This window comes from Streptomyces sp. NPDC048338, assembly GCF_043201055.1.
Taxonomy (GTDB): domain Bacteria; phylum Actinomycetota; class Actinomycetes; order Streptomycetales; family Streptomycetaceae; genus Streptomyces.
On the sequence record NZ_JBICYQ010000007.1, the window covers coordinates 122034 to 141089 of the forward strand.

Below are 19056 nucleotides of genomic sequence, written 5' to 3' on the forward strand. Positions count from 1 at the left end.
AGCGCCTGGACGAGGTGCGTGACCCACCGTCCGCACGGGGTCCGTCGGGTCGGCTCGCCCCCGTCGTGGACACGGTCGACGGATGGCGAACCGTCCTCGCCAGTCGCTGCACCATCACCCTGCCCCCGGAGGCCGGGCCCCGGGGGCGAACCGGAGGGGCCGGCTCAGATGACGCCCTGCGCCGCCATGGCCTCGGCAACCCTCAGGAACCCGGCCACGTTGGCCCCGACCACGTAGTCGTCGGGGTTGCCGCCGTACTCCTCGGCGGTGGTACGGCACTGCCGGTGGATGTCGCGCATGACCTCGGCCAGGCGGGACTCGGTCTGCTCGAAGGACCAGCTGTCACGGGCGGCGTTCTGCTGCATCTCGAGCGCCGACGTCGCCACGCCACCCGCGTTGGCGGCCTTTCCGGGGCCGAAGAGCACCTGGGCCTCACGGAACACCGCCACCGCCTCGGGCGTGCAAGGCATGTTCGCGCCTTCCGCCACCGCTCGCACCCCGTTCTTGACCAGCGACACCGCGTCCTCGCGGCCCAACTCGTTCTGAGTCGCGCACGGCAGCGCGACATCGCACGGAATGTCGAACACCGTGCCCCGTGCCGAGAACCGCGCGGACGGCTTCGCGTCCACGTAGGCGGAGATCCGGGCCCGCTGCACCTCCTTGACGTCCTTCAGCAGGTCCAGGTCGATGCCGTCCTCGTCGACGAGGTACCCGGAGGAGTCGCTGCAGGCCACCACGCGGCCGCCCAGCGCATGAACCTTCTCCACCGCGTACAGCGCCACGTTCCCGGATCCGGAGACCAGGACGCGTCGCCCGTCGAAGCCGTCGCCTTGCGTGGCGAGCATCTCCTGGGCGAAGTAGACCGCCCCGTACCCCGTGGCTTCGGTACGGGCGTGGGAGCCGCCCCACCCCACCGGCTTTCCGGTGAGGACGCCGGACTCGTACCGGTTGGTGATTCGCTTGTACTGCCCGAAGAGGTAGCCGATCTCCCGTCCGCCCACGCCGATGTCCCCGGCCGGTACGTCGGTGTGCTCCCCGAGGTGGCGGTAGAGCTCGGTCATGAAGGACTGACAGAACCGCATGACCTCGCCGCTCGAACGGCCCTTGGGGTCGAAGTCCGCGCCGCCCTTGCCGCCGCCGATCGTCATTCCGGTCAGCGCGTTCTTGAAGACCTGCTCGAACCCCAGGAACTTCACGATCCCGAGGTTGACGCTCGGATGGAACCGCAGCCCGCCCTTGAACGGTCCGAGGGCGCTGCTGAACTCCACGCGGAATCCGCGGTTGACGCGGACGGTGCCTCGGTCGTCGACCCACGGGACCCGGAAGATCAGCTGCCGCTCCGGCTCGACCAGCCGTTCCACGATCCCGGTCTCGACGTACTCGGGGTGCCGGTCGAGGGCGGGGGCGAGGGACTCCAGCACCTCGACCGCCGCCTGGTGGAACTCGGCCTCCCCGGGGTTCCGTCGACAGACCTCCGCGTACACGGCCTCGACATGTTCGCTCACGTTCACCGCTGCGTCCCACTTTCCTCGGCTGAGGGTCCGTTCTACCCGACCGTGTGCGCTCCGTGTGTCGCCGATCCGGAATTCTTCGGGTCGCGCCGATCGGACATCCCATCAATCGTCCGGACCTCACCGCCCCGTGGGCGTTGCGCCGACCTGGCGGCCTGCTCGATCTTCGCGCAGTGCGCCGCACGGGCTTCCTCGTCGATCCGCTTCTCGTGTTCGGCGCGCAACCCGGTCCGGCCGTCGATGCCCTCGCGCAGGATGTCGGCGTGCCCGGCATGCCGGATGGACTCGCCGAGGACATGGACCATGACGGCGAACAGGTTGGTGTCGGCATGAGGCGCCGGCCACCACGGCACGTGGCCGGGGGCGTCGAGCGGAAGCGCGTTGATCGTCACGTCCGAGTGTTCCCACGTGCGCCGGTAGAACCCGGTGATCTGATCACGGGTCTCGTCCTCGGTCGCCCACAGATCGCTGCCGTCGGAGTCCTGCCACCGGGGCAGCGGTTCCGGGGAAGGGCGGTCGAAGACCTCGCCGAAGTACCTGGCCTCGACGGTGGCCACGTGTTTGACCAGGCCGAGGAGGTTCGTCCCGCTCGCTGTCAGAGGTCGGCGGGCGTCGTACTCGGACAGGCCGTCGAGTTTCCAGAGCAGCGCCTCGCGGTCCCGCCGCAGTCTCCCGTGCAGGTTGTCCTTCGCGAATTCATCGATCATGCAGCATGAGCCTGCCATGGGCTGCTCGTGGTCTCAAGATCGCGTACGTGGTCCGCAACGACCGGCGGACGGGCGGTGGCCTGGCCATGGCCGCCGCTCTGGACACGCCCCCGGAGGACTTCGACGGGGGCACGGCGTTCGCTCGCGCGTGCGAGACAACGGCTACGCTCGTCGGCATGCCGAACCGGGTTCCGTTCCATGACGAGCTGCTCCGCAACGTGGGCATTCCCCAGCAGGCCAAGCTCCTGGACAGCAGTCCACGGTCACGGGTGTGGCGCGTGCGGCTGGCCGACCGGCGGCTGGTGATCGTCAAGCAGATCACCGACGGCGGGGACACGGGCGCCGACGCGGACACGCGCTTCGCGCGGGAGGTCGCCGGGCTGCGCCTGGCGGGGCGGTCCGCCGGGCTCGCCGTCGCCCCCGCGGTGCTCGCCACGGACCCGTCCTCGCGGGTGTTGGTCCTGGAGTACGTGGACGACCTCGGCAGGACGGACGACTGGATGCCGGGGTACGCCGAGTCGCTCGCCCGGCTGCACGCCCTGACCGGGCCCGCCGACGCGGGCGCCCTACCGGTCTGGTCGGGGCCCACGGCCACGGACGCGGAGTCCTTCCTCACCCTGGCCAGGGCGCTCGACGTACCCGTACCTTCGACGGTTCCCGATGAACTCGCCGGTCTCCTGGAGCGGTTGGACCCCACCCCGCACCATGCGCTGCTGCACGGCGACCCCTGCCCCGGCAATGACCTGCGCACCGCCGACGGCGTCCGCTTCGTCGACTTCGAACGGGCCTCGCTCGGCAACGGCCTGATCGAACTCGCCTACTTCCGCATCGGCTTTCCCACCTGCTGGTGCGCCATGTCGGTCACCGCGGCCCCGCTCACGGAGGTCGAGGACATCTACCGGACCACCTGGCGCGGCCTCACCGGGAAGGACGTGCCGGGTGACCTCGCCGACGCGTGCGCGGGATGGCTGATCCAGGGCGACGCACTCGTCGAGCGGGCCCACCGCGGGACGGTCGACCAGCTCGCCCGGGTGCCCGCCGAGGACTTCGAGTGGGGCTACGTCTCCGCCCGCGAGCGGCTCGTCCACCGCTTGGGCGTGGTCGCCGACATGACCCGCGACCACGATCACCTGCACGCCGTCGGCCGCCTCAGCTCCGCCCTGGCCAACCGCCTGCTCGAACGCTGGCCGACGCTGCGTCCGCTGCCCGCGCATGACACCCGCCCTTGGTACTAGGCCGTGTTCCAGGGCTCGCCGACCTGCCTGGTCGGCCGTCCGGGGAAGTCGAGGGCGGCCATCCGGATTCGGGTCCGGCTCGTCAGGTGGGGCAGAGGATGAACAGCGGGAAGGCGCGTCGGGCGGGCTGGTCGCCGATCTCGTCGAGTGCCGCCCGGATGTCGCGGAGATGGCCGGTGGTCATCTGCAGGGGTGGTTCCTCGGGCTGGTACACGGTGCGGACGGGGTAGTCGACGCCCGGCCTGCGGGTCATCTCGATGTGGCATCCGAGAAGGTGGGTGATGGTCCGCTCGTCGCAGAAGTCGATGAGACGGTCGATCGTCCGGCGGAAGGCCGGCCAGTCCTGAATGTAGAGCCGGCCCGGGTAGACGGTGTCCCCGGTGAGGAGGATCCCGGTCCACCGGTCGTAGAACGTCACCGAGGCGTCATGGTGGCCCGGAGTGGCCAGGCACTCCAGCACACGGCCGCCCAGATCGACCTCGGCGACCGACTCGGGGCGGTCGTCGAATCCGAAGTACGGCCAGGCGGTGGCGCGTTCCGCGCCGACCACCGTCGTGTCCGGGCGGTCGGCGAACTGGCCGTCTCCCGCGACATGGTCGCCGTGCGGATGCGTGTGCAACACCAGCAGGTGGTAGTCGGCCCGCGGATGGCGAGCGAGCCAGGACCGGACGAGTTCGTCGACCACGCGGCGCAGTGGAAGGAACCGGGGGGAGGCGGTGGCCCCGGTGTCGATCAGCACCGCTCGTGTGTTCCCCATGAGCAGGAAGAGGAACGGCGCCTCGTAGTCGATCGCCATGTTCTGCCGGAGGATGAACGTGTGCTCGTCGTAGGCGTGCACCTGGATGTCGGGGTCGGTGTTGTGCTTCGCCGACGGCGAGCCGTGGATCCACCGCACGTCGAGCGGCCGAGGCCGGGGCACCACGTCGGCGAAGTCGATCGGTGAGATCCGGGAGCCCATGAAGTCCCCTCATCCGCGTCGCCGTCCTGAACGGATGCGCCGCAATGTGCCCAGGTGAGGCCCGTGCACGCCTCGTCGACGAGGGTAGCAACACGCATCGATCGGATTCCCGCACGCGGCAGCGAGGATCGTGCGGGCCGGCCCCGCCGGAGCGAACCGGATCTCGGCACTGCGCCCCGTCGACCTCATGGTCGACGGGGCGCAGCAGGGGCCGAAGCCCGCATCACCGAACCACGTCAGCAGGTCGACGGGGCATCACCGGGGTCCGATGTCAGGGGACGCGGACGCACGTGCTGCCGCTGACGGGCTTGTGCTTGATGGCCTTCCGGGTGAGCGGACCGTAGTCGCCGTCCACGGTGGTGCCGGCCTTCTGCTGGGCGCGGCGCAGCGCGGCCTCGGTGGCGGCGCCGAAGTCCTGGTCCACGACGAGGTTCTCCCCGTAGCACATGTTGAGCGTCTCCTGCAGCGTGCCCACCGCGACGTTGTTCATGACGCCCTGGTACAGCGCACAGTTGACGTTGACGCTGGTCGTGCCGTAATTGGGCACCCAGGCGCCGTAGTACTTGGCGCTCCAGTTGCACGTCGGGTTGGCGGCCGCGGCCGGGGCGGCCGAGCCGAGCGCCATCGCTGCTGCTCCACCCAGGGCCAGGACGGTCGCGAGCAGTGCGTTGACAGGCTTGCGCACAGGGATCTCCTTTTCGGGAATCGGGCAGGAAGGACGTCGCCGGCCGCTGGTGGCGGGGCGACGGAACTGCGTGTGCTATACGGCGAACCTTGTCAGCCGTGATAGGCGCCAGCCATCATGTTTCGCCGTATGTAAAAGACGCACGGCAATCGGGGGGAACTGCATGCTCCGCATTCATTTCACCGATGCCGATCTCGGGCGTACGCGTGTGGCGGCCGCCGCGGACCCGTTCTGGGAGATCGCCTCCAGCCTGCATCGATTCCAGACGCGCCGCGGGCGCTGGGCTTATGCCGAATGGCATCGCACGGCCCGGACCCGGCTTCGCGAGCAAGGGCTGGAAACGGCTGTACGCACCATGCTGTTACCGCTTTTCCCGCGGGCGGCCTATTTCCCCGATTTCCTCACTCCGGCCGCCGGGGGCGGCGGCTGGGATGCCGGTGTGGACGCGATCCTGTCCACGCCCGGCCCTCAGGTGCTGCAGGAGGTGGAGATGCTGGCCCGGGTGAGCGGCGCTCCCCCCTGGGCGCCACGCCTCGCCGAGACGGAGACCCGCACGGAGCTGGTGCGGGTGTTACGGGCCTACTACGACGCCGTCGTCGCGCCCCAGGCCGACCATGTCCAGGCGACCCTGGAGGCTGAGCGGTGTCTGCGGACCCGCGCCCTGCTCACCGAGGGCATCGACGGTCTTCTTCGGAGCCTTCGTCCGACCATGCGGTGGGAGCCGCCGGTCCTCCATGTGAACGCGCTCGGCGGCGACCGGGACCTTCATCTGGCCGGCCGGGGGCTGCTGCTCGTGCCCTCGTACTTCTGCTGGGGCTCGCCCGTGCCCATCGCCGACCCCGAGTTGCCGCCGGTCGTCGTGTATTCGGTCCTCGACGGGATGCCGAGCTGCGAACGGGTCGCGGCGCCGGCCGCCATGGCGGCCCTGGCCGGAGTCGTCGGCCGGAGTCGTGCCGGCATCCTCCATGCCTGCGCGGCGGGGGCGACCACGGGGGAACTCGCCCGAGCGGTGGGGATCTCCGCCTCGGCCGCGACCCAGCACACGTCCGCACTGCGCGACGCCGGTCTGATCAACAGCCGGCGCTCGGCCAACCGAGTGCTGCACACCCTCACCCCACTCGGCGCGGCGCTCCTCCGGGCCGATCCACTCGCACCCGCCCTGGCGAGGCGACGGTCACCCGGAGGGGCGGATACGGCCCCCGTCTGATCCCGCGACACACGGCAGGAGACGGGGCTTCCCGGTCCGGCGGACCGGATCTGCTCGTCCGCGCACACGCGCCGGACCCAACCCCTGGCCGTGCGCGCGGGACTCGCCGGAGTCCGTCCGTCCGCCGGGGAAGCCCGGCACGGGTCACGATTCCCGTCGCGCCGTCACGAGGCCCGTCTCGTACGCGGCGATGACCGCCTGGGCCCGGTCCCGGACGCCGAGCCCGGCGAAGAGGCCGGTGATGTGGTTCTTCACGGTGGAGGCGCTGACGCCGAGCCGTTCGGCTATCTCCGTGTTGTCCAGGCCGGCGGCGATCAGCCGCCACACCTCCCTCTCGCGCGGCGTGAGTCCTTCGGCACCGGACGGCACCCGGGTCGACGTGGGGTGGACGGCGGCCTTGACGTGCGAGGAGATGAGGCGGGTGAGGAGCCTGGGGGCGAGGATCGCCTCGCCGTCGCGGACCACCTGCAGGGCCGCGACCAGGTCCTCGGGTGATATGTCCTTGGGCAGGAAGCCGTACGCCCCGGCGCGCAGAGCGGCCACGACGTGCTCGTCCATGTCGAAGGTGCTCAGGGCGAGGATGCGGCAGCCGGGCAGTTCGGCGACGAGACGCTCGGTCGCGGCGATGCCGTCGAGGACCGGCATGCGGATGTCCATGATGACCACGTCGGGTCGGTGTTCATGGGCCAGGCGTACGGCTTCGGCTCCGTCGGCGGCTTCGGCGACGACCTGGAAGTCCGGTTCGGGGGCGAGCATCAGGGCCAGGCCCCGGCGCACCAGGGGCTGGTCGTCGGCGATGAGGATCGTGGCGGGCGCGGTCACGCGTACGCCTCCTCGTGATCGGGGCGCAGTGGCAGGCGGGCCCGGACGGTGAAGCCACCGTCGTCGCCGGGACCGGCGTGCAGGGTTCCGCCGTGCAGGGCGACGCGTTCGCGCATTCCCATGAGGCCGTAGCCGGAGCCTCGTGCGGCGGGGTGTTCGGGGCGTGGGCCGTCATCGGTGACGGTGACGCGCACCTCGCGGGGCGCGTAGCTGAGGCGGACGTCCACCTTCGCGCCGTGGCCGGCGTGCTTGCGCGCGTTGGTGAGGGCTTCCTGGACGATGCGGAACACGGCGAGGGCGACGCTGGGCGGCAGGGTCCGCGCGTCGCCGTCGCTGCTGAGGGTGGTGGGCAGGCCGGAGCGGCGGCTGTCCTCGACGACTCGGTCGAGGTCGGCGATGCCGGGCTGCGGCGCGGTGTCCTCGCCCTCGGCGCGTTCGTCGCCCGCCCGCAGGACGTCGAGCAGGTGGCGCATCTCGTGCAGGGCGGTGCGGCCGGAGCCTTCGAGGGTGACGAGGGCCTCCCGGGCGGTCGTGGGAGACCGCTCGAGGTTGGCGCGGGCGCCGCCGGCGAGCAGCTGCATCGTCGTCAGGTGGTGGGCGACGATGTCGTGCAGCTCGCGGGCGATGCGGCGGCGTTCGTCGGCGACCGCGCGGTCGGCGAGGAGTTGCCGGTGGGCCTCGGCGTTGCGCTGCCAGCGGCCCACGGCGACGGCGGTGCCGGACACGAGGAGCGCGGAGGCGGCGTTGGCCGCGAGATCGAGCGGGGAGGGGGAGGGCAGGGCCGGGTGCACGAACTGGAGCACCGCGACGTGCCCGACGACGGCGGGGGCGCTGACGACGGCACGGTGGTGACGTACGACGGTGAAGAGCGCGACGACGGTGGCGGCGCCGTAGTGCTGGCCGACGGCGCTGAACCAGTTGAGCGACAGGTTCGTCGCCAGGACGCCCACGAGGACGCTGACCGGGGCGCGGCGGCGCACGAGCAGGAACAGGGAGGCGGCGACCACCACCAGGCAGCCGGCCGCGGGGACGCGGCCCTGGTCCATCTGGCTGGTGACGGTGAACCCGACCAGGTCGACGGCCGCGGCCCCGACGGCGACGAGCCCGTCGTGCCGGCTCCACAGGTCGGGGCCACCGCGTCGCGGGGCTGCCTCCTGCGATGCCCGGCCCCGCCTCGTCGCGCTCTCGCGCCGTTCCATGTCGCCCCCCGCGTTCTCCCTGGGATCGCCGCAGTGGCCTGCTGAGCTGCGGCTTGTCCGTCGATGACCCATTGTGTCAGCCCGGTTCGTGGCGCCGGGTCGGGAGCGGGAGTGAGCGTCGGCTGGGAGCAGGGTCCCAGCCGAAGGGTGGTGGAGGGCCGTGCTCCCAGGCGGGTTCTCGTTCCCGGCTCCGAGGTCCGGGCCGGATCGCGCTGATGTGCTGGACACGTGCCGGAAGTCGCCCGGCACGGGGCGCCCGGGTACCCCGGCGCCGTGCACACCACCGCGTACGCCGATCCCGTACGCGTACTCGTACCGGAGGACTTCCGTGATCCGTGCCCTGACCGGTTTCTCGACCCGCAGACCCTGGCGGGTCATCGCCTTGTGGGCGGTGATCGGCATCTTCGTGTCCGTCCTGGGCCAGGTGCTGGTCTTCCGCGTGACGCAGACCGACAGCGCCGGCTTCCTGCCTTCGGAGTACGACGCGGCCGCGGCGCTGCGGGTCGCCGAGGAGAAGTTCGGCGCGGAGCCCGGCGCCGACGTGGTGACGGTGCTGGTGGCCCGGCGCGACGGCAGGCCGCTGGCCGACTCGGACCGGCGCCGCGTGGGCGAGGTGGCGCGCGGGCTGAGCGCCGAGCGCATGAAGATGCCGTGGGCCGAGGAGCAGATCCCCGGGCTCTCCAGGGACTACTCCCAGGTCCCCCGGGTGGCGCTGTCGATGACCGCGCCCGACGGGTCGTTCGCGCTGCTGAGCGCCCGGTTGCGGGGCAATCCGACCGACCCGGGCATGCACGCGCTCTACCGGACCTTCAGCGACCGTGCCGAGAAGGAGTTCGGCGATGCCGGGCTGCGCACGGGGTTCACCGGGGGCCTGGCGGACACGGTGGACCGAGCGGACGCGGAGAAGGCCACGCAGACGGTGGTCGGTGCGCTCATGGTCGGGTTGATCGTGCTGGTCAACGTGCTGGTGTTCCGTAGTGTCCTGGCCGCGTTGATCCCTCTGTTCGCCGTGTCCGTGGTGGGCGGAGCGGCGGCCGGTACGGCCGTGGGAGCGGCCCTGCTCACCGGCTTCGACCTGGACCCCGGCACCCCTGGCCTGATCGGCACCGTGCTGCTCGGCATCGGCGTCGACTACTTCCTGTTCCTGCTGTTCCGCTTCCGCGAGGAGCTGCGACGGCGCCCGGAGGCGAACCATCGGGTGGTGGCCGCGGACGTGGCCGGCCGGGTCGGCACCGCGGTGACCTCGGCGGCTCTGACGATCGTGGCGGCCTTCGCCACCCTCGGTGTGGCCAGGTTCGGTCAGTTCCGCGTGCTCGGCCCCGCGGTGGCGGTGTCCGTGCTGGTGATGCTCGTGGCGAGTCTGACCCTGATGCCGGCGCTGCTCGCGGTGGCGGGGCGGCGCATGTTCTGGCCGTCGCGGAGCCTGAAGAGGGCCGAGCGGCCGGGTCTGGCCGGCCGTACCGGCGAGCTGGTGGCGCGACGCCCCCTGCTGGTGCTCACGGCGTCGGTCGCTCTCCTCGGTGCTCTCGCGTTCGGCGCGAAGGGCGTGCACATGGACTTCAGCACCGGCGGCTCCCCGCGGGACACGGCAGCCGCGGCGACGGCGCGGGAGATCGCCCACGTCCTGCCGTCGGGAGTGTCCGATCCCACGACGGTGTACGTCACCGCCCGGGACGGCCGGACCCTGGACACCGCCGCGCTCGGCGGCCTGCCGCGCGCCCTGGCCCGGGTGGAGGGCGTGGGCCGGGTGGGCTCCCCCGTGTTCAACGCCGACCGCACCGCCGTCCGGTTGGACGCGTACCTGACGGAGGACGCGCAGACCCAGCGTGCTCGCGACCTCGTGGCGGGCCCGGTGCGCGAAGCCGTCCGCAAGGCGACGCCGGCCGGGTCGACGGCCCATGTGGGTGGCACGGCGGCCGTGTTCGCCGATGTGGCGACGGCGGTCGACGAGGACCTGCGGACCGTGTTCCCGGTGGCGGCGGCGCTGATCGCCCTGATCCTGCTGGTGCTGCTGCGCAGCCTGGCGGCTCCGGCCGTGCTGATGCTCTCGGTCGGACTCTGCTTCGCGGCGACGTTCGGCGCCTCGGCGCTGGCCTTCCAGCACCTGGGCGGCGAGCCGGGCGTGAACTTCGTCCTGCCGCTGGTGCTGTTCCTGTTCGTGGTGGCCCTGGGCACCGACTACAACATCCTCATCAGCGACCGGTTGCGGGAGGAGATGGCCCGCGCGGGGTCGAGCCGCGCGGCCGTGGCCCGCGCGGTACGCCACACGGCGCCGGCGATCGCCACGGCGGGCGTCGTGCTGGCGGCTTCCTTCGGCAGCCTCGGGGTGAACGCGGAGCCTTCCACGCGGCAGATCGGTTTCGCGACCGCGCTGGGCATCCTGCTCTCCGCCTTCGTCCTGTCCCTGCTGCTGGTGCCGGCGGCCGCGGCCCTGCTGGGCCGCGGGATGTGGTGGCCGATGCGTGGGGGCCCCGCCGGGAGCGCGAGGCGCACCGAGTCGGCCTCGACGGAACCCGAGGGCGTCTCCCCCCGTCACCCGCGCCCGTACCCGGGGCACGCCCCCCTCGGCACATCGGTCGGGAGCGAGGAGGGGGCGATCGCCGCGTACAGCTCTGCGGACGCCGACGGGCCGTACCGTACGGCCGACCGGCGGGTCCACCGGGAGGGGCGGCGGACGACACACGACGCCGAGTGACGGGACAGGGTACGTCGCCGGACCGGCCGGTGGCCGCCCGGACCCGCCGCGTCCAGCGCGGCGGGCCGGCTGCCCGGACCGGGCCCTAGGGGGTGTCTTGTCGATCAGGCCGGATCAGCGAGCGGTGTCCTGGGGCTTCGGATCCAAGGCGGAGGAAGAAGGCATGGCGGAGCCATGCCGACCGACGACAACGCCGGAGACGGAGTCCCAGGACACCGCGAGCCCGGCAAGATCGGCAAGACACCCCCTACTCCTCCCACGGTGGCTTTCCGTCGGACATCAACCGGTACACCTCGAAGGGGACGGCCGCCTCGACACCGAGCGCGGGGCCGGCCATGCGCGCTGCCCAGGTCAGGAAGGCGCGGGGTTCGAAGCCCTGCTCCCCCAGTCCCCTGGTGTACTCGGCGTGCGCGGACAAGGAGGCGATGCCGCGTTCCAGCGGCTCTCCGGTGACGTCCAATGCATGGGTGGGCCGCTCGGGCCCGGCCATGCACACGAGACGGACTCCGCCCCACGGCTCGAGTCCCTCGTCTCCCAGTTCGGGGAAGATCCATCGGTTGCCCGCGTCCCTCGCGGCGTCCAGGGCCGCGAGGCCCACCGCACGGTGGTCGGCCTGGTTGGTGACACCGGCGATCATCCGTACCGTGAAAGCCCCGGTCACCACGACCTCGGGCCGGTGCTGCCGGATCGCCCGCACGATGTCGCGGCGCAGGTCGGGCCCGTACTGGACGACGCCGTCGGGATGGTCGAGGAACTCCACCGTGCTCACGCCGACCTCGCGGGCGCCGGCACGCTCCTCGGCCTCGCGCAGCGGCCCCGCCTGGGCGGGGTGCATGCTGTCGATACCCGCCTCCCCCCGGGTGACCAGGAGATAGGTCACCCGTTTCCCCTGGGAGGTCCAGCGGGCGACGGCCGAGGCCGTGCCGTACTCGATGTCGTCCGGATGGGCCGCCACGGCCAGGCACCTCTCCCAGTCCTCCGGCAGCGGCGGGAGCGCGCCCTGCGGGCCGGACGGGCCCGTGTCATCTCGCGTCGTCATCTTCTGATACTGGCCCGGAGGAAGCGTCCTGACACCGAGGCGCGCGTCCGAACCCGCGAAGGGCCGACGTCAGGGCCCACGGCGTGCGCGGTCTCCCGGTCCACCGCGCCGGCGGACTCGCTCGACCCTCCCGGGCTCGTGACGGACCAGTGAGTCCGCGCCGGATGCGTCGGGCCCACGGCGGAGCGACCGCCGCCGCAGCGGGGGCTCCGTCCCCGGCCGACCGGGTGACCGGGGACCGCCCGCGGTCCTGGATGGGGCTGCTCCAAGTGGAGGCGACGAGTGGTGGGGGCCCCTGCCCGAACGCAGGCTGGCGTACGCGCCCTGCCCGGCCATGCCGCGGGCGCAGCCATGCCAACCGTCCCCCGACCGGACTGGCCAGGGACGTCAGAGAGACGAGATCACATGGCCGAACACGACATCGGTCCCGGGCCCCTGCCCTCCCGCGCCGGGACCGGAAGGACTGGACGCAGCCGAACTCGGCACCTCCCTCCACGACTCGGCCGGAGCGCGCGTACGAAGGCGGCGCTCCTCGCCGTATGTCTCGGAGTCCTCGGTGCGGTCGGGACCGCGCCGAGCAGCGCCCAGTCGGCGCCTGCCGGCGGGCCGCCGTCGGGCCATCCGGCACGGTTCGTGCCGGGTCCCTGCCCACAGACGCCCGAGCCGGTCCCGGGGCGGTGCGGCTTCCTGGAGGTCCCCGAGAACCGCAAGATCCGCAAGGGACGGACCATCCGGCTGGCCGTCGCCATCATCCCGGCAGCGTCGAGGACGCCGGCCGCGGACCCCGTGGTGTTCATGGAAGGGGGCCCCGGTGGAGACGCGTTCGGAGCCATCCCCTTCCTGATCGACTCCGCCGTGAACCGCGACCGCGATCTGATCGTCGTGGCCCAGCGCGGCACCCTCCACTCACAACCGAACCTCGCCTGCCCGGAGATGGACCGGTTCAACGCGACCGCCGTCGGCCTGCCCTACGACGCGCCGTCCACCGGGCGGGGGCTGGTACGCGCGGCCAAGGAGTGCCGGGACCGCCTGACGGCCGAGGGGAACGACCTCACGGCCTACAACACCACCGAGAACGCCGCTGACTTCGCCGCCCTCCGCAAGGCCCTGGGCATCAAGAAGTGGAACGTCTACGGCTACTCCTACGGCACCGACCTCGGCCTCACCTATCTGCGCCGGCACCCCCAGGGCATCCGCTCGCTGGCGATCGACTCGGTCGTGCCCCCGCAGATCGTGAGCCTGCCGTGGGCCTGGGACAGCGCCCAGGAGGGCATCAACGCGATCTTCGCGGCGTGTGAGGCCCAGCCCGCCTGCAAGTCCCGCTACCCGGAGCTCTCCCGCACGCTCACGGAGCAGGTCCGGCGGCTGGAGGCGAACCCGCTGACGCTGACCGTACCGCCGCCCGGTGGCGGAACCCCGGTGAAGGTCGTCCTCGACGGGGGCACGCTGGTGAACCTGCTGGTCGCCAACGGCCGACTGGTTCCGTCCGTCGATGTCCCCGCGGCGCTCTACGAACTCGCCGCCGGCAATCCGGAGCGCTTCGCGCGGGCCCAGGCCGCCGGCGCGACGCCCGCCATCGGCGAGTTCGCCCACGGGCTGACGCACTCGGTGGCCTGCGCCGAGTGGGTCCCGGGCTTCTCGAAGCGCGACGTGCTGTCGGCGGGCCGCCGGGCCTTCCCCGGATGGCCGGACTCCGTGCTGGCGCACGCACCGCAGCTGCCCTTCGAGCACGATCTGTGTCGCGTCTGGAACGTCCGGGACCGCACCGCGGTCCAGCGGGTGGCCACCCACAGCAAGGTGCCCGCGCTCATCATCACCGGGACCTTCGACGCGAAGACCGGTGCGAGCTGGGGGCCGTACGCCGGCCGTACGCTGCCGCGCTCGACCGCCGTGGTGATTCCCGGCATCACCCACTGGGTGGTGCCACAGAACCCCTGCGCCGCGTCGGTCCTGCTCTCCTTCCTGGAGCGGCCGACCGCCCCCGACACCGGCTGCGTGCCGGGAGTCGAACCCAAGCCGTTCACCATCATCCCCTGACCGGAGTACGCACGATGTCCCCCAGTACGACCCTCAGCCGGCGCCCCGCGAGACGGCTCCCGGCCACGCTGGCCGGAGCCACGGCCGGCGCCCTCGTCGTCGGTCTGGCCGCGATGCCCGCACACGCCGGTTCCGGCACCGACGGCCCGATCGGCACGGTCGCCCGTACGGTGGGCGACGCCCGCTTCGAACCGGGTCCCTGTCCCAGGACGGCGGACCCGATCCCCGATCTCGCGCGCGCCCGCTGCGGCACCCTCACCGTGCCCGAGAAGCGTTCCACGGCCAGACCCAAGAACCCTTGGGGCCACCACGGACGCACGATCACCCTCGCTGTCGCGATCATGCCCGCGGAGCGCAGCAGCCCCGCGCCCGACCCGATCGTGTGGTTCGCCGGCGGCCCCGGCGACGACGCGGTCTCCGAGATCCCGATGGCGCTCGCCGGCGACCTGAACCGCGACCGCGACGTGATCTTCATGTCCCAGCGCGGCACCTACTCGGCCGACCCGGAGCTCACCTGCCCGAACATCGACCAGTTCAACGCCCGCGCCCTCGGCCTCGTCTCCAACGCACCGTCCACCGGGCGCCTGCACGTCGAGGCGACCCGGACCTGCCGCGGGCGCGTGGACGCCGAGGGCGCCGACCGCAGCACCTACAACGACATCGAGAGCTCGGCCGACTACGACGCCCTGCGCAAGACGCTGGGAGTCAAGAAGTGGAACGTCTTCGGGATCTCCTACGGCACCCACCTGGCGCTCAACTACATGCGTCTGCACCCGAAGGGCATCCGCTCGGTCGGCATCGACGGCGTCCTGCCGCCGTCCATCGCCGGCGGGGCCGTGACCTGGAAGGCCGCACGAGAGGGTTTCGACGGCCTGTTCAAGGCGTGCGAGGAGCAGCCCGCCTGCAACACCCGCTACCCGAACCTCAAGGCGACCTTCCTCCGCCTCGTCAGTGAACTGGAGGCCGACCCGGTCACCACCACCGTCACGGTCCCGGTCCACCCGGAGCCGGTGAAGGTCGTGCTGGACGGGAGCAACCTGGTCACCTGGCTGACCTCGGCCACCCACGTGGCGGCCGGTGTACCCCGCTCCATCGACGAACTGGCCCACGGCAACCCGCAGCGGATCGCCGAGCAGCTCGCGGGTGGCAAGTACAGCCCGCAGGCGATCGGAAGGGTCGCCCACGGGCTGGTCTACGGCGTCTTCTGCAGCCAGTGGACCCCGTACGAGAGCCGGGCCGACATCATCCGGGGCGGGCGCCGCGCGTTCCCGTCGTTCCCCCGTTCGATGCTGGCCAACGCGCCGCAGCTCGCCTGGCTCCACGACGACTGCCGCGCCTGGGACGTCCCCCCGGCACCCCGTTCGGTCCGGGACGTGACCCGCAGCGACATCCCGACCCTCGCGCTGTCCGGCGGGTTCGACGCCCAGACGGCGCCGAGCAACGGGGCGTACGTCGCCCGCACGCTGCGTCGCTCGACCGCCGTCACGGTCCCCTACGTCGCCCATGTGGTGTTCGCCGACTCGCGGTGCGCCCAGACGATCACCACCTCGTTCTTCGCCCGTCCGACCGCGCCGGACACCAGCTGCCTGGCGGGACTGCAGCCGCCGCAGTTCGAGATCGCACCGTAAGGCACCCGCCGGCCACGGTGCCCGCACCGCAGGGGCCCGCATCCCCCATGAGGGATGCGGGCCCCTGCGGTGCGGTGCGCTTTCCTGTCCTTCATGGAGTTCACTCATTCGATGCTCAACGACCTGCTGGCCCGGCTCACGGAGCCGAGCGGGATCCTGTACCTGTCGCAGGACGTCGACCCCCATGCGCTCGTCGAGAAGCTGGCCTCCCGTCATGGGGCACCAAGGACCCTGGTCCTGGACGGCATCACGGACCCGAGCGTGAACGAGGCTCTTGGCGCGGGTCTCCTCGACCTCCTCGAAGACCGGGGCGAGAGGATACTTGCCTGGGCCCACGCAGGACAGTGGATCGGCGCAGGGACCGCACAGGACGCGCAAGGCGATGTCGTGCCGGTGCTGCTCGTCGCCCCGCGGCGCACACGGGTGGCGCCCGCGGGGATGACCGGTCAGGACGAAGACTGGGTCGAACGGCTCATCGGCATCACCGGCTGGACCCTGCCCCCGCAGCGGCCGGACGTCGACTGGGCGCAGACCGAAGCACGCGTGGGCACACGTCTTCCCCGCGACTACAAGCGCATGGTGGAGACGTTCGGGGAGGGCGCCTTCGACGAGTACCTCAGCCTGAACCAGGAACCGTGGACCGACCTCAAGGAGGACGGCCTGCTGATCTGGGCGGGCACCGAGCACGAGAATCTGTACTGCTGGCAGATCGACGACGGCGACCCCGACCAGTGGCCGGTCACCGTTCAGACATTCGACGGCGAGAACGTCCCCTTCGGCTGCCCGGCCGCGGAGTTCGTCTGCCGCATCCTCCTCGAACCGGACCACCCTTTCACCATGGCCCGCTACTTCGACACCCACTGGTTCATGAACTACCGCGTGAACGAACTGCCGCGCGTCCCTGGGGAACCGGACTCCCGGTGACGAGAGACGGCCGGCCAACCCTGCGGAGAGAAGACAACCGACCACTTGACCGACGCCCTGATCACAGACGCCGACTGAACCGTGGACGTGGGCGGAAGCTCTGGCCGGGTCGGTCTTGCCGGTGTTGCCCTTGTTTACCTTACGGGTCGACCCGTAAGGTAAATACATGAGCTCCTCTCTGCCCTCCAGGGGGCGTCCCAGGGATCCTCGATCACACCAGGCGATCATCGGCGCGACGGCAGAGCTGGTGGTCGAGGTCGGCTACGCCGCGACATCGATCGGGGCGGTGGCCGCGCGGGCCGGTGTCGGCAAGGACACGATCTACCGGCGGTGGTCGGGCAAGCCGGAGTTGGTCTTCGAGGCCGTCTTCACGACCACCGACGACGCCCCGGCCCCGGACACCGGAACGCTGACCGGGGACCTGACCGTACTGCTGCAGGGCCTGGTCGACGAGTTCCACGCGCCTGCCGCCGCCGCGGCACTCCCCGGGCTGCTCGCCGACTTCGCCGCCGACCCGGAACTGAGGGCGCGCATCCGCGGCGACTTCCTCGCCCCGTCGAAGGAACGGCTGCTGGTCGTCTTCGAACGCGCCCTGCTGCGTGGGGAGATCACGGCCGACACACCTGTGGACCTGGTCCTGGACACGCTGGCAGGAGCCGTGTTCTTCCACGTAGGACTGGTCGGGGAACACCCTGACCAGCAGCTGGCCGCACTGCTTGCCGCAGTCGTGGCCAAGGGAATCGAGGTCCGATGAACGGCTGGCTTCTCGCGGCAGGGATCACGGCGCTCGGCGTGGCCGCGGTGCACATCGTCGGCGGGCGCCGCGATGTGGTGCGCCCTCTGCTGTCCTGCGGGCTCGCGGACGAACCCAAGCGTGTCCTGCACGCCGTATGGCACATGGTGAGCGTCGACCTGGTGCTCTCCGGACTCGCTCTGTTCCACCTCTCCCTGACGGGCAGTACGCCGGGGGCCGGCCTGGTGGCGTGGTTCGTGGCCGCGCACTTCATCGCGTACGCGGCGGCCTTCCTGGTCGTCACACTGTCCGTCGGCTGGCCCAGACCGCTGCTCCGCCTGCCGCAGTGGATCCTGCTCCTGCCGGTCGCGGTACTGGCAGCGGCGGGTGCCGCGTAGCACCGCCCCCGCGGCCGCCGCCGTCCGCCACGGAGCCGCGAGCCCGGACCCGTCAACGGTCGGCACACACCGGGCCCGGCGGAGGACGCGTCGTCGACGTGGTGAGCAGGTCGAGCCCCGGCAGGCCACCGGCAGGCCCGCTTCAGACCACCGAGAGCAGATCCACCACGAAGACCAGCGTCGAACCCGCCGGGATCAACGGCGAGGGCGACTGCTTGCCGTAGCCGAGACGCGGGGGAACGATGATCTCGCGCCGTCCGCCGACCTTCATGCCCCTCACCCCCCGATCCCAGCCCTTGATGACTCGGCCACCGCCCACAGCGAACTTGAACGGCCGGCCCTGGTCCCAGGAGGCGTCGAACTCCCTTCGGGACTCGAAGGTCACCCCGACATAGTGAACCTGGACAACCCTGCCCGGCTTCGCCTCGGCCCCGTCCCCGACGACAAGGTCCCGGATCGTCAGCTCAGTAGGAGCGTCCCCCTCCGGAACATCGATCACGGGCCTCGTCAGGTCACTCATCCCAGCCTCATCACTCTCCGCCGGAAGCCCTCGCGCGGACCAGCCGGACGCATGGACACTCCATGCAGCAGATCATCACGCTACCGACAAAGCAGTCCCCCGAAGTGCAACCACTCCAACGGCTCAGGTGTCGTAGCTGCCGTCCCAGGGAGCGTAGAACCCCAGCCCATCGGGATAGAGCTCCGCCGACAGTCCCTCCGTGCCGTCGTCCTCGTCGCCCTCGTCGTCCTCTTCCTCCAGGACCAGCCCGAACAGGGCTCCCTCGAACCGCACCTCGAAGGGCGCGATGGCGATGTCCTGGTACCGCCGCATCGGCAAGGCATCCAGCCACTCCCCCAGGAGCTCACGAGCGGCAGCGACCGCCTGCTCCTCCCCCTCCGCCGACGTGCCGGTGAACTCGATGCGCGACCCGATATGCCGACCGCCCGCGTCGAACCGATGGAGTACGGCGCACCAGCGCTTGTGCGCCTGCCAGTCGTCGCCGCTCCAGTCCTCCGGGAAGGCCGCGGTGACCGAGGCGAAGAACTGACCGCCCTCCCACTGCCCGATCGTGCTCGTGCGGTACTCCGGCTCGTGCCGGACGGGGATCACCTCGGGAACGCTCATGGGCGAACCATAAGCGCGGAGCCGGTCGCCTCGTCGGCGCGGCCCTGCCGGGCGAGCGTGCGCCGCCGTGGTGCATGATGTGCACCGGAGGAGATTTGAATGTGTTCAGAACTTCATGTTCCGGTGTCGGCGCGGGCCCGGGCGCGTGTGAG

General features: G+C 71.6%; 17 protein-coding genes. 8 read left to right on the forward strand and 9 right to left on the reverse strand.

Annotation, left to right across the window (positions count from 1 at the left end; translation table 11 throughout):
- Positions 1 to 164: 164 nt before the first annotated feature.
- Positions 165 to 1511 (reverse strand): NADP-specific glutamate dehydrogenase, encoded by a 1347-nt coding sequence (gdhA, locus tag ACGFZF_RS17990; protein ID WP_393555130.1) that lies wholly within the window; start codon positions 1509 to 1511, stop codon positions 165 to 167.
- Positions 1512 to 1546: 35 nt separating this feature from the next.
- Positions 1547 to 2218 carry a DinB family protein gene (locus tag ACGFZF_RS17995; RefSeq protein ID WP_393555131.1) on the reverse strand — a complete coding sequence of 224 codons (672 nt, stop codon included), beginning with the start codon at positions 2216 to 2218 and terminating at the stop codon, positions 1547 to 1549.
- A 176-nt stretch (positions 2219 to 2394) separates the two neighbouring features.
- Here ACGFZF_RS17995 and ACGFZF_RS18000 point away from each other — a divergent pair, with 176 nt between their 5' ends.
- Positions 2395 to 3453: a phosphotransferase gene (locus ACGFZF_RS18000; RefSeq protein ID WP_393555621.1), complete on the forward strand. Its 1059-nt coding sequence runs from the start codon at positions 2395 to 2397 to the stop codon at positions 3451 to 3453.
- A gap of 82 nt (positions 3454 to 3535) precedes the next feature.
- Here the strand turns inward: ACGFZF_RS18000 and ACGFZF_RS18005 are convergent, their stop codons facing one another.
- Positions 3536 to 4411, reverse strand: a complete 876-nt coding sequence (locus ACGFZF_RS18005; protein WP_393555132.1) for an MBL fold metallo-hydrolase — start codon at positions 4409 to 4411, stop codon at positions 3536 to 3538.
- 271 nt (positions 4412 to 4682) lie between these two features.
- Positions 4683 to 5096, reverse strand: a complete 414-nt coding sequence (locus ACGFZF_RS18010; RefSeq protein ID WP_393555133.1) for a peptidoglycan-binding protein — start codon at positions 5094 to 5096, stop codon at positions 4683 to 4685.
- Between the two features lie 439 nt (positions 5097 to 5535).
- Here ACGFZF_RS18010 and ACGFZF_RS18015 point away from each other — a divergent pair, with 439 nt between their 5' ends.
- On the forward strand, positions 5536 to 6303 hold the full coding sequence (locus ACGFZF_RS18015) for a helix-turn-helix domain-containing protein (protein WP_393555135.1): 768 nt from the start codon (positions 5536 to 5538) through the stop codon (positions 6301 to 6303).
- Between the two features lie 144 nt (positions 6304 to 6447).
- Here the strand turns inward: ACGFZF_RS18015 and ACGFZF_RS18020 are convergent, their stop codons facing one another.
- Both ACGFZF_RS18020 and ACGFZF_RS18025 read right to left on the reverse strand, forming a co-directional pair.
- On the reverse strand, positions 6448 to 7125 hold the full coding sequence (locus ACGFZF_RS18020) for a response regulator (RefSeq protein WP_393555137.1): 678 nt from the start codon (positions 7123 to 7125) through the stop codon (positions 6448 to 6450).
- Positions 7122 to 8324, reverse strand: a complete 1203-nt coding sequence (locus ACGFZF_RS18025) for a sensor histidine kinase (RefSeq protein ID WP_393555140.1) — start codon at positions 8322 to 8324, stop codon at positions 7122 to 7124. Before ACGFZF_RS18025 ends, ACGFZF_RS18020 begins: the two co-directional genes overlap by 4 nt.
- Positions 8325 to 8652: 328 nt before the next feature.
- On the opposite strand from ACGFZF_RS18025, the gene ACGFZF_RS18030 reads away from it, so the two are divergent.
- Positions 8653 to 11019 (forward strand): MMPL family transporter, encoded by a 2367-nt coding sequence (locus ACGFZF_RS18030; RefSeq protein WP_393555142.1) that lies wholly within the window; start codon positions 8653 to 8655, stop codon positions 11017 to 11019.
- A 247-nt stretch (positions 11020 to 11266) separates the two neighbouring features.
- Here ACGFZF_RS18030 and ACGFZF_RS18035 read toward each other — a convergent pair whose 3' ends face one another.
- Complete coding sequence (locus ACGFZF_RS18035; protein ID WP_393555144.1) at positions 11267 to 12058, reverse strand: PIG-L deacetylase family protein; 792 nt, start codon at positions 12056 to 12058, stop codon at positions 11267 to 11269.
- A gap of 633 nt (positions 12059 to 12691) precedes the next feature.
- Between ACGFZF_RS18035 and ACGFZF_RS18040 the strand changes: the two genes are divergently transcribed.
- The 5 genes from ACGFZF_RS18040 to ACGFZF_RS18060 all read left to right on the forward strand — a co-directional run bounded on the left by ACGFZF_RS18040 (position 12692) and on the right by ACGFZF_RS18060 (position 17778).
- Positions 12692 to 14095: an alpha/beta hydrolase gene (locus ACGFZF_RS18040; RefSeq protein WP_393555146.1), complete on the forward strand. Its 1404-nt coding sequence runs from the start codon at positions 12692 to 12694 to the stop codon at positions 14093 to 14095.
- Positions 14096 to 14109: 14 nt separating this feature from the next.
- Positions 14110 to 15723, forward strand: a complete 1614-nt coding sequence (locus tag ACGFZF_RS18045) for an alpha/beta fold hydrolase (RefSeq protein ID WP_393555148.1) — start codon at positions 14110 to 14112, stop codon at positions 15721 to 15723.
- Positions 15724 to 15816: 93 nt separating this feature from the next.
- Positions 15817 to 16647: a hypothetical protein gene (locus tag ACGFZF_RS18050; protein WP_393555150.1), complete on the forward strand. Its 831-nt coding sequence runs from the start codon at positions 15817 to 15819 to the stop codon at positions 16645 to 16647.
- Between the two features lie 166 nt (positions 16648 to 16813).
- Complete coding sequence (locus tag ACGFZF_RS18055; RefSeq protein WP_393555152.1) at positions 16814 to 17401, forward strand: TetR/AcrR family transcriptional regulator; 588 nt, start codon at positions 16814 to 16816, stop codon at positions 17399 to 17401.
- On the forward strand, positions 17398 to 17778 hold the full coding sequence (locus ACGFZF_RS18060; RefSeq protein WP_393555154.1) for a hypothetical protein: 381 nt from the start codon (positions 17398 to 17400) through the stop codon (positions 17776 to 17778). Before ACGFZF_RS18055 ends, ACGFZF_RS18060 begins: the two co-directional genes overlap by 4 nt.
- A 142-nt stretch (positions 17779 to 17920) precedes the next feature.
- Here the strand turns inward: ACGFZF_RS18060 and ACGFZF_RS18065 are convergent, their stop codons facing one another.
- Both ACGFZF_RS18065 and ACGFZF_RS18070 read right to left on the reverse strand, forming a co-directional pair.
- Positions 17921 to 18298, reverse strand: a complete 378-nt coding sequence (locus ACGFZF_RS18065; RefSeq protein WP_393555156.1) for an FKBP-type peptidyl-prolyl cis-trans isomerase — start codon at positions 18296 to 18298, stop codon at positions 17921 to 17923.
- Positions 18299 to 18421: 123 nt separating this feature from the next.
- A complete protein-coding gene (locus tag ACGFZF_RS18070; RefSeq protein WP_393555158.1) occupies positions 18422 to 18904 on the reverse strand; it encodes a hypothetical protein in 483 nt (160 codons plus the stop codon).
- Positions 18905 to 19056: the final 152 nt, after the last annotated feature.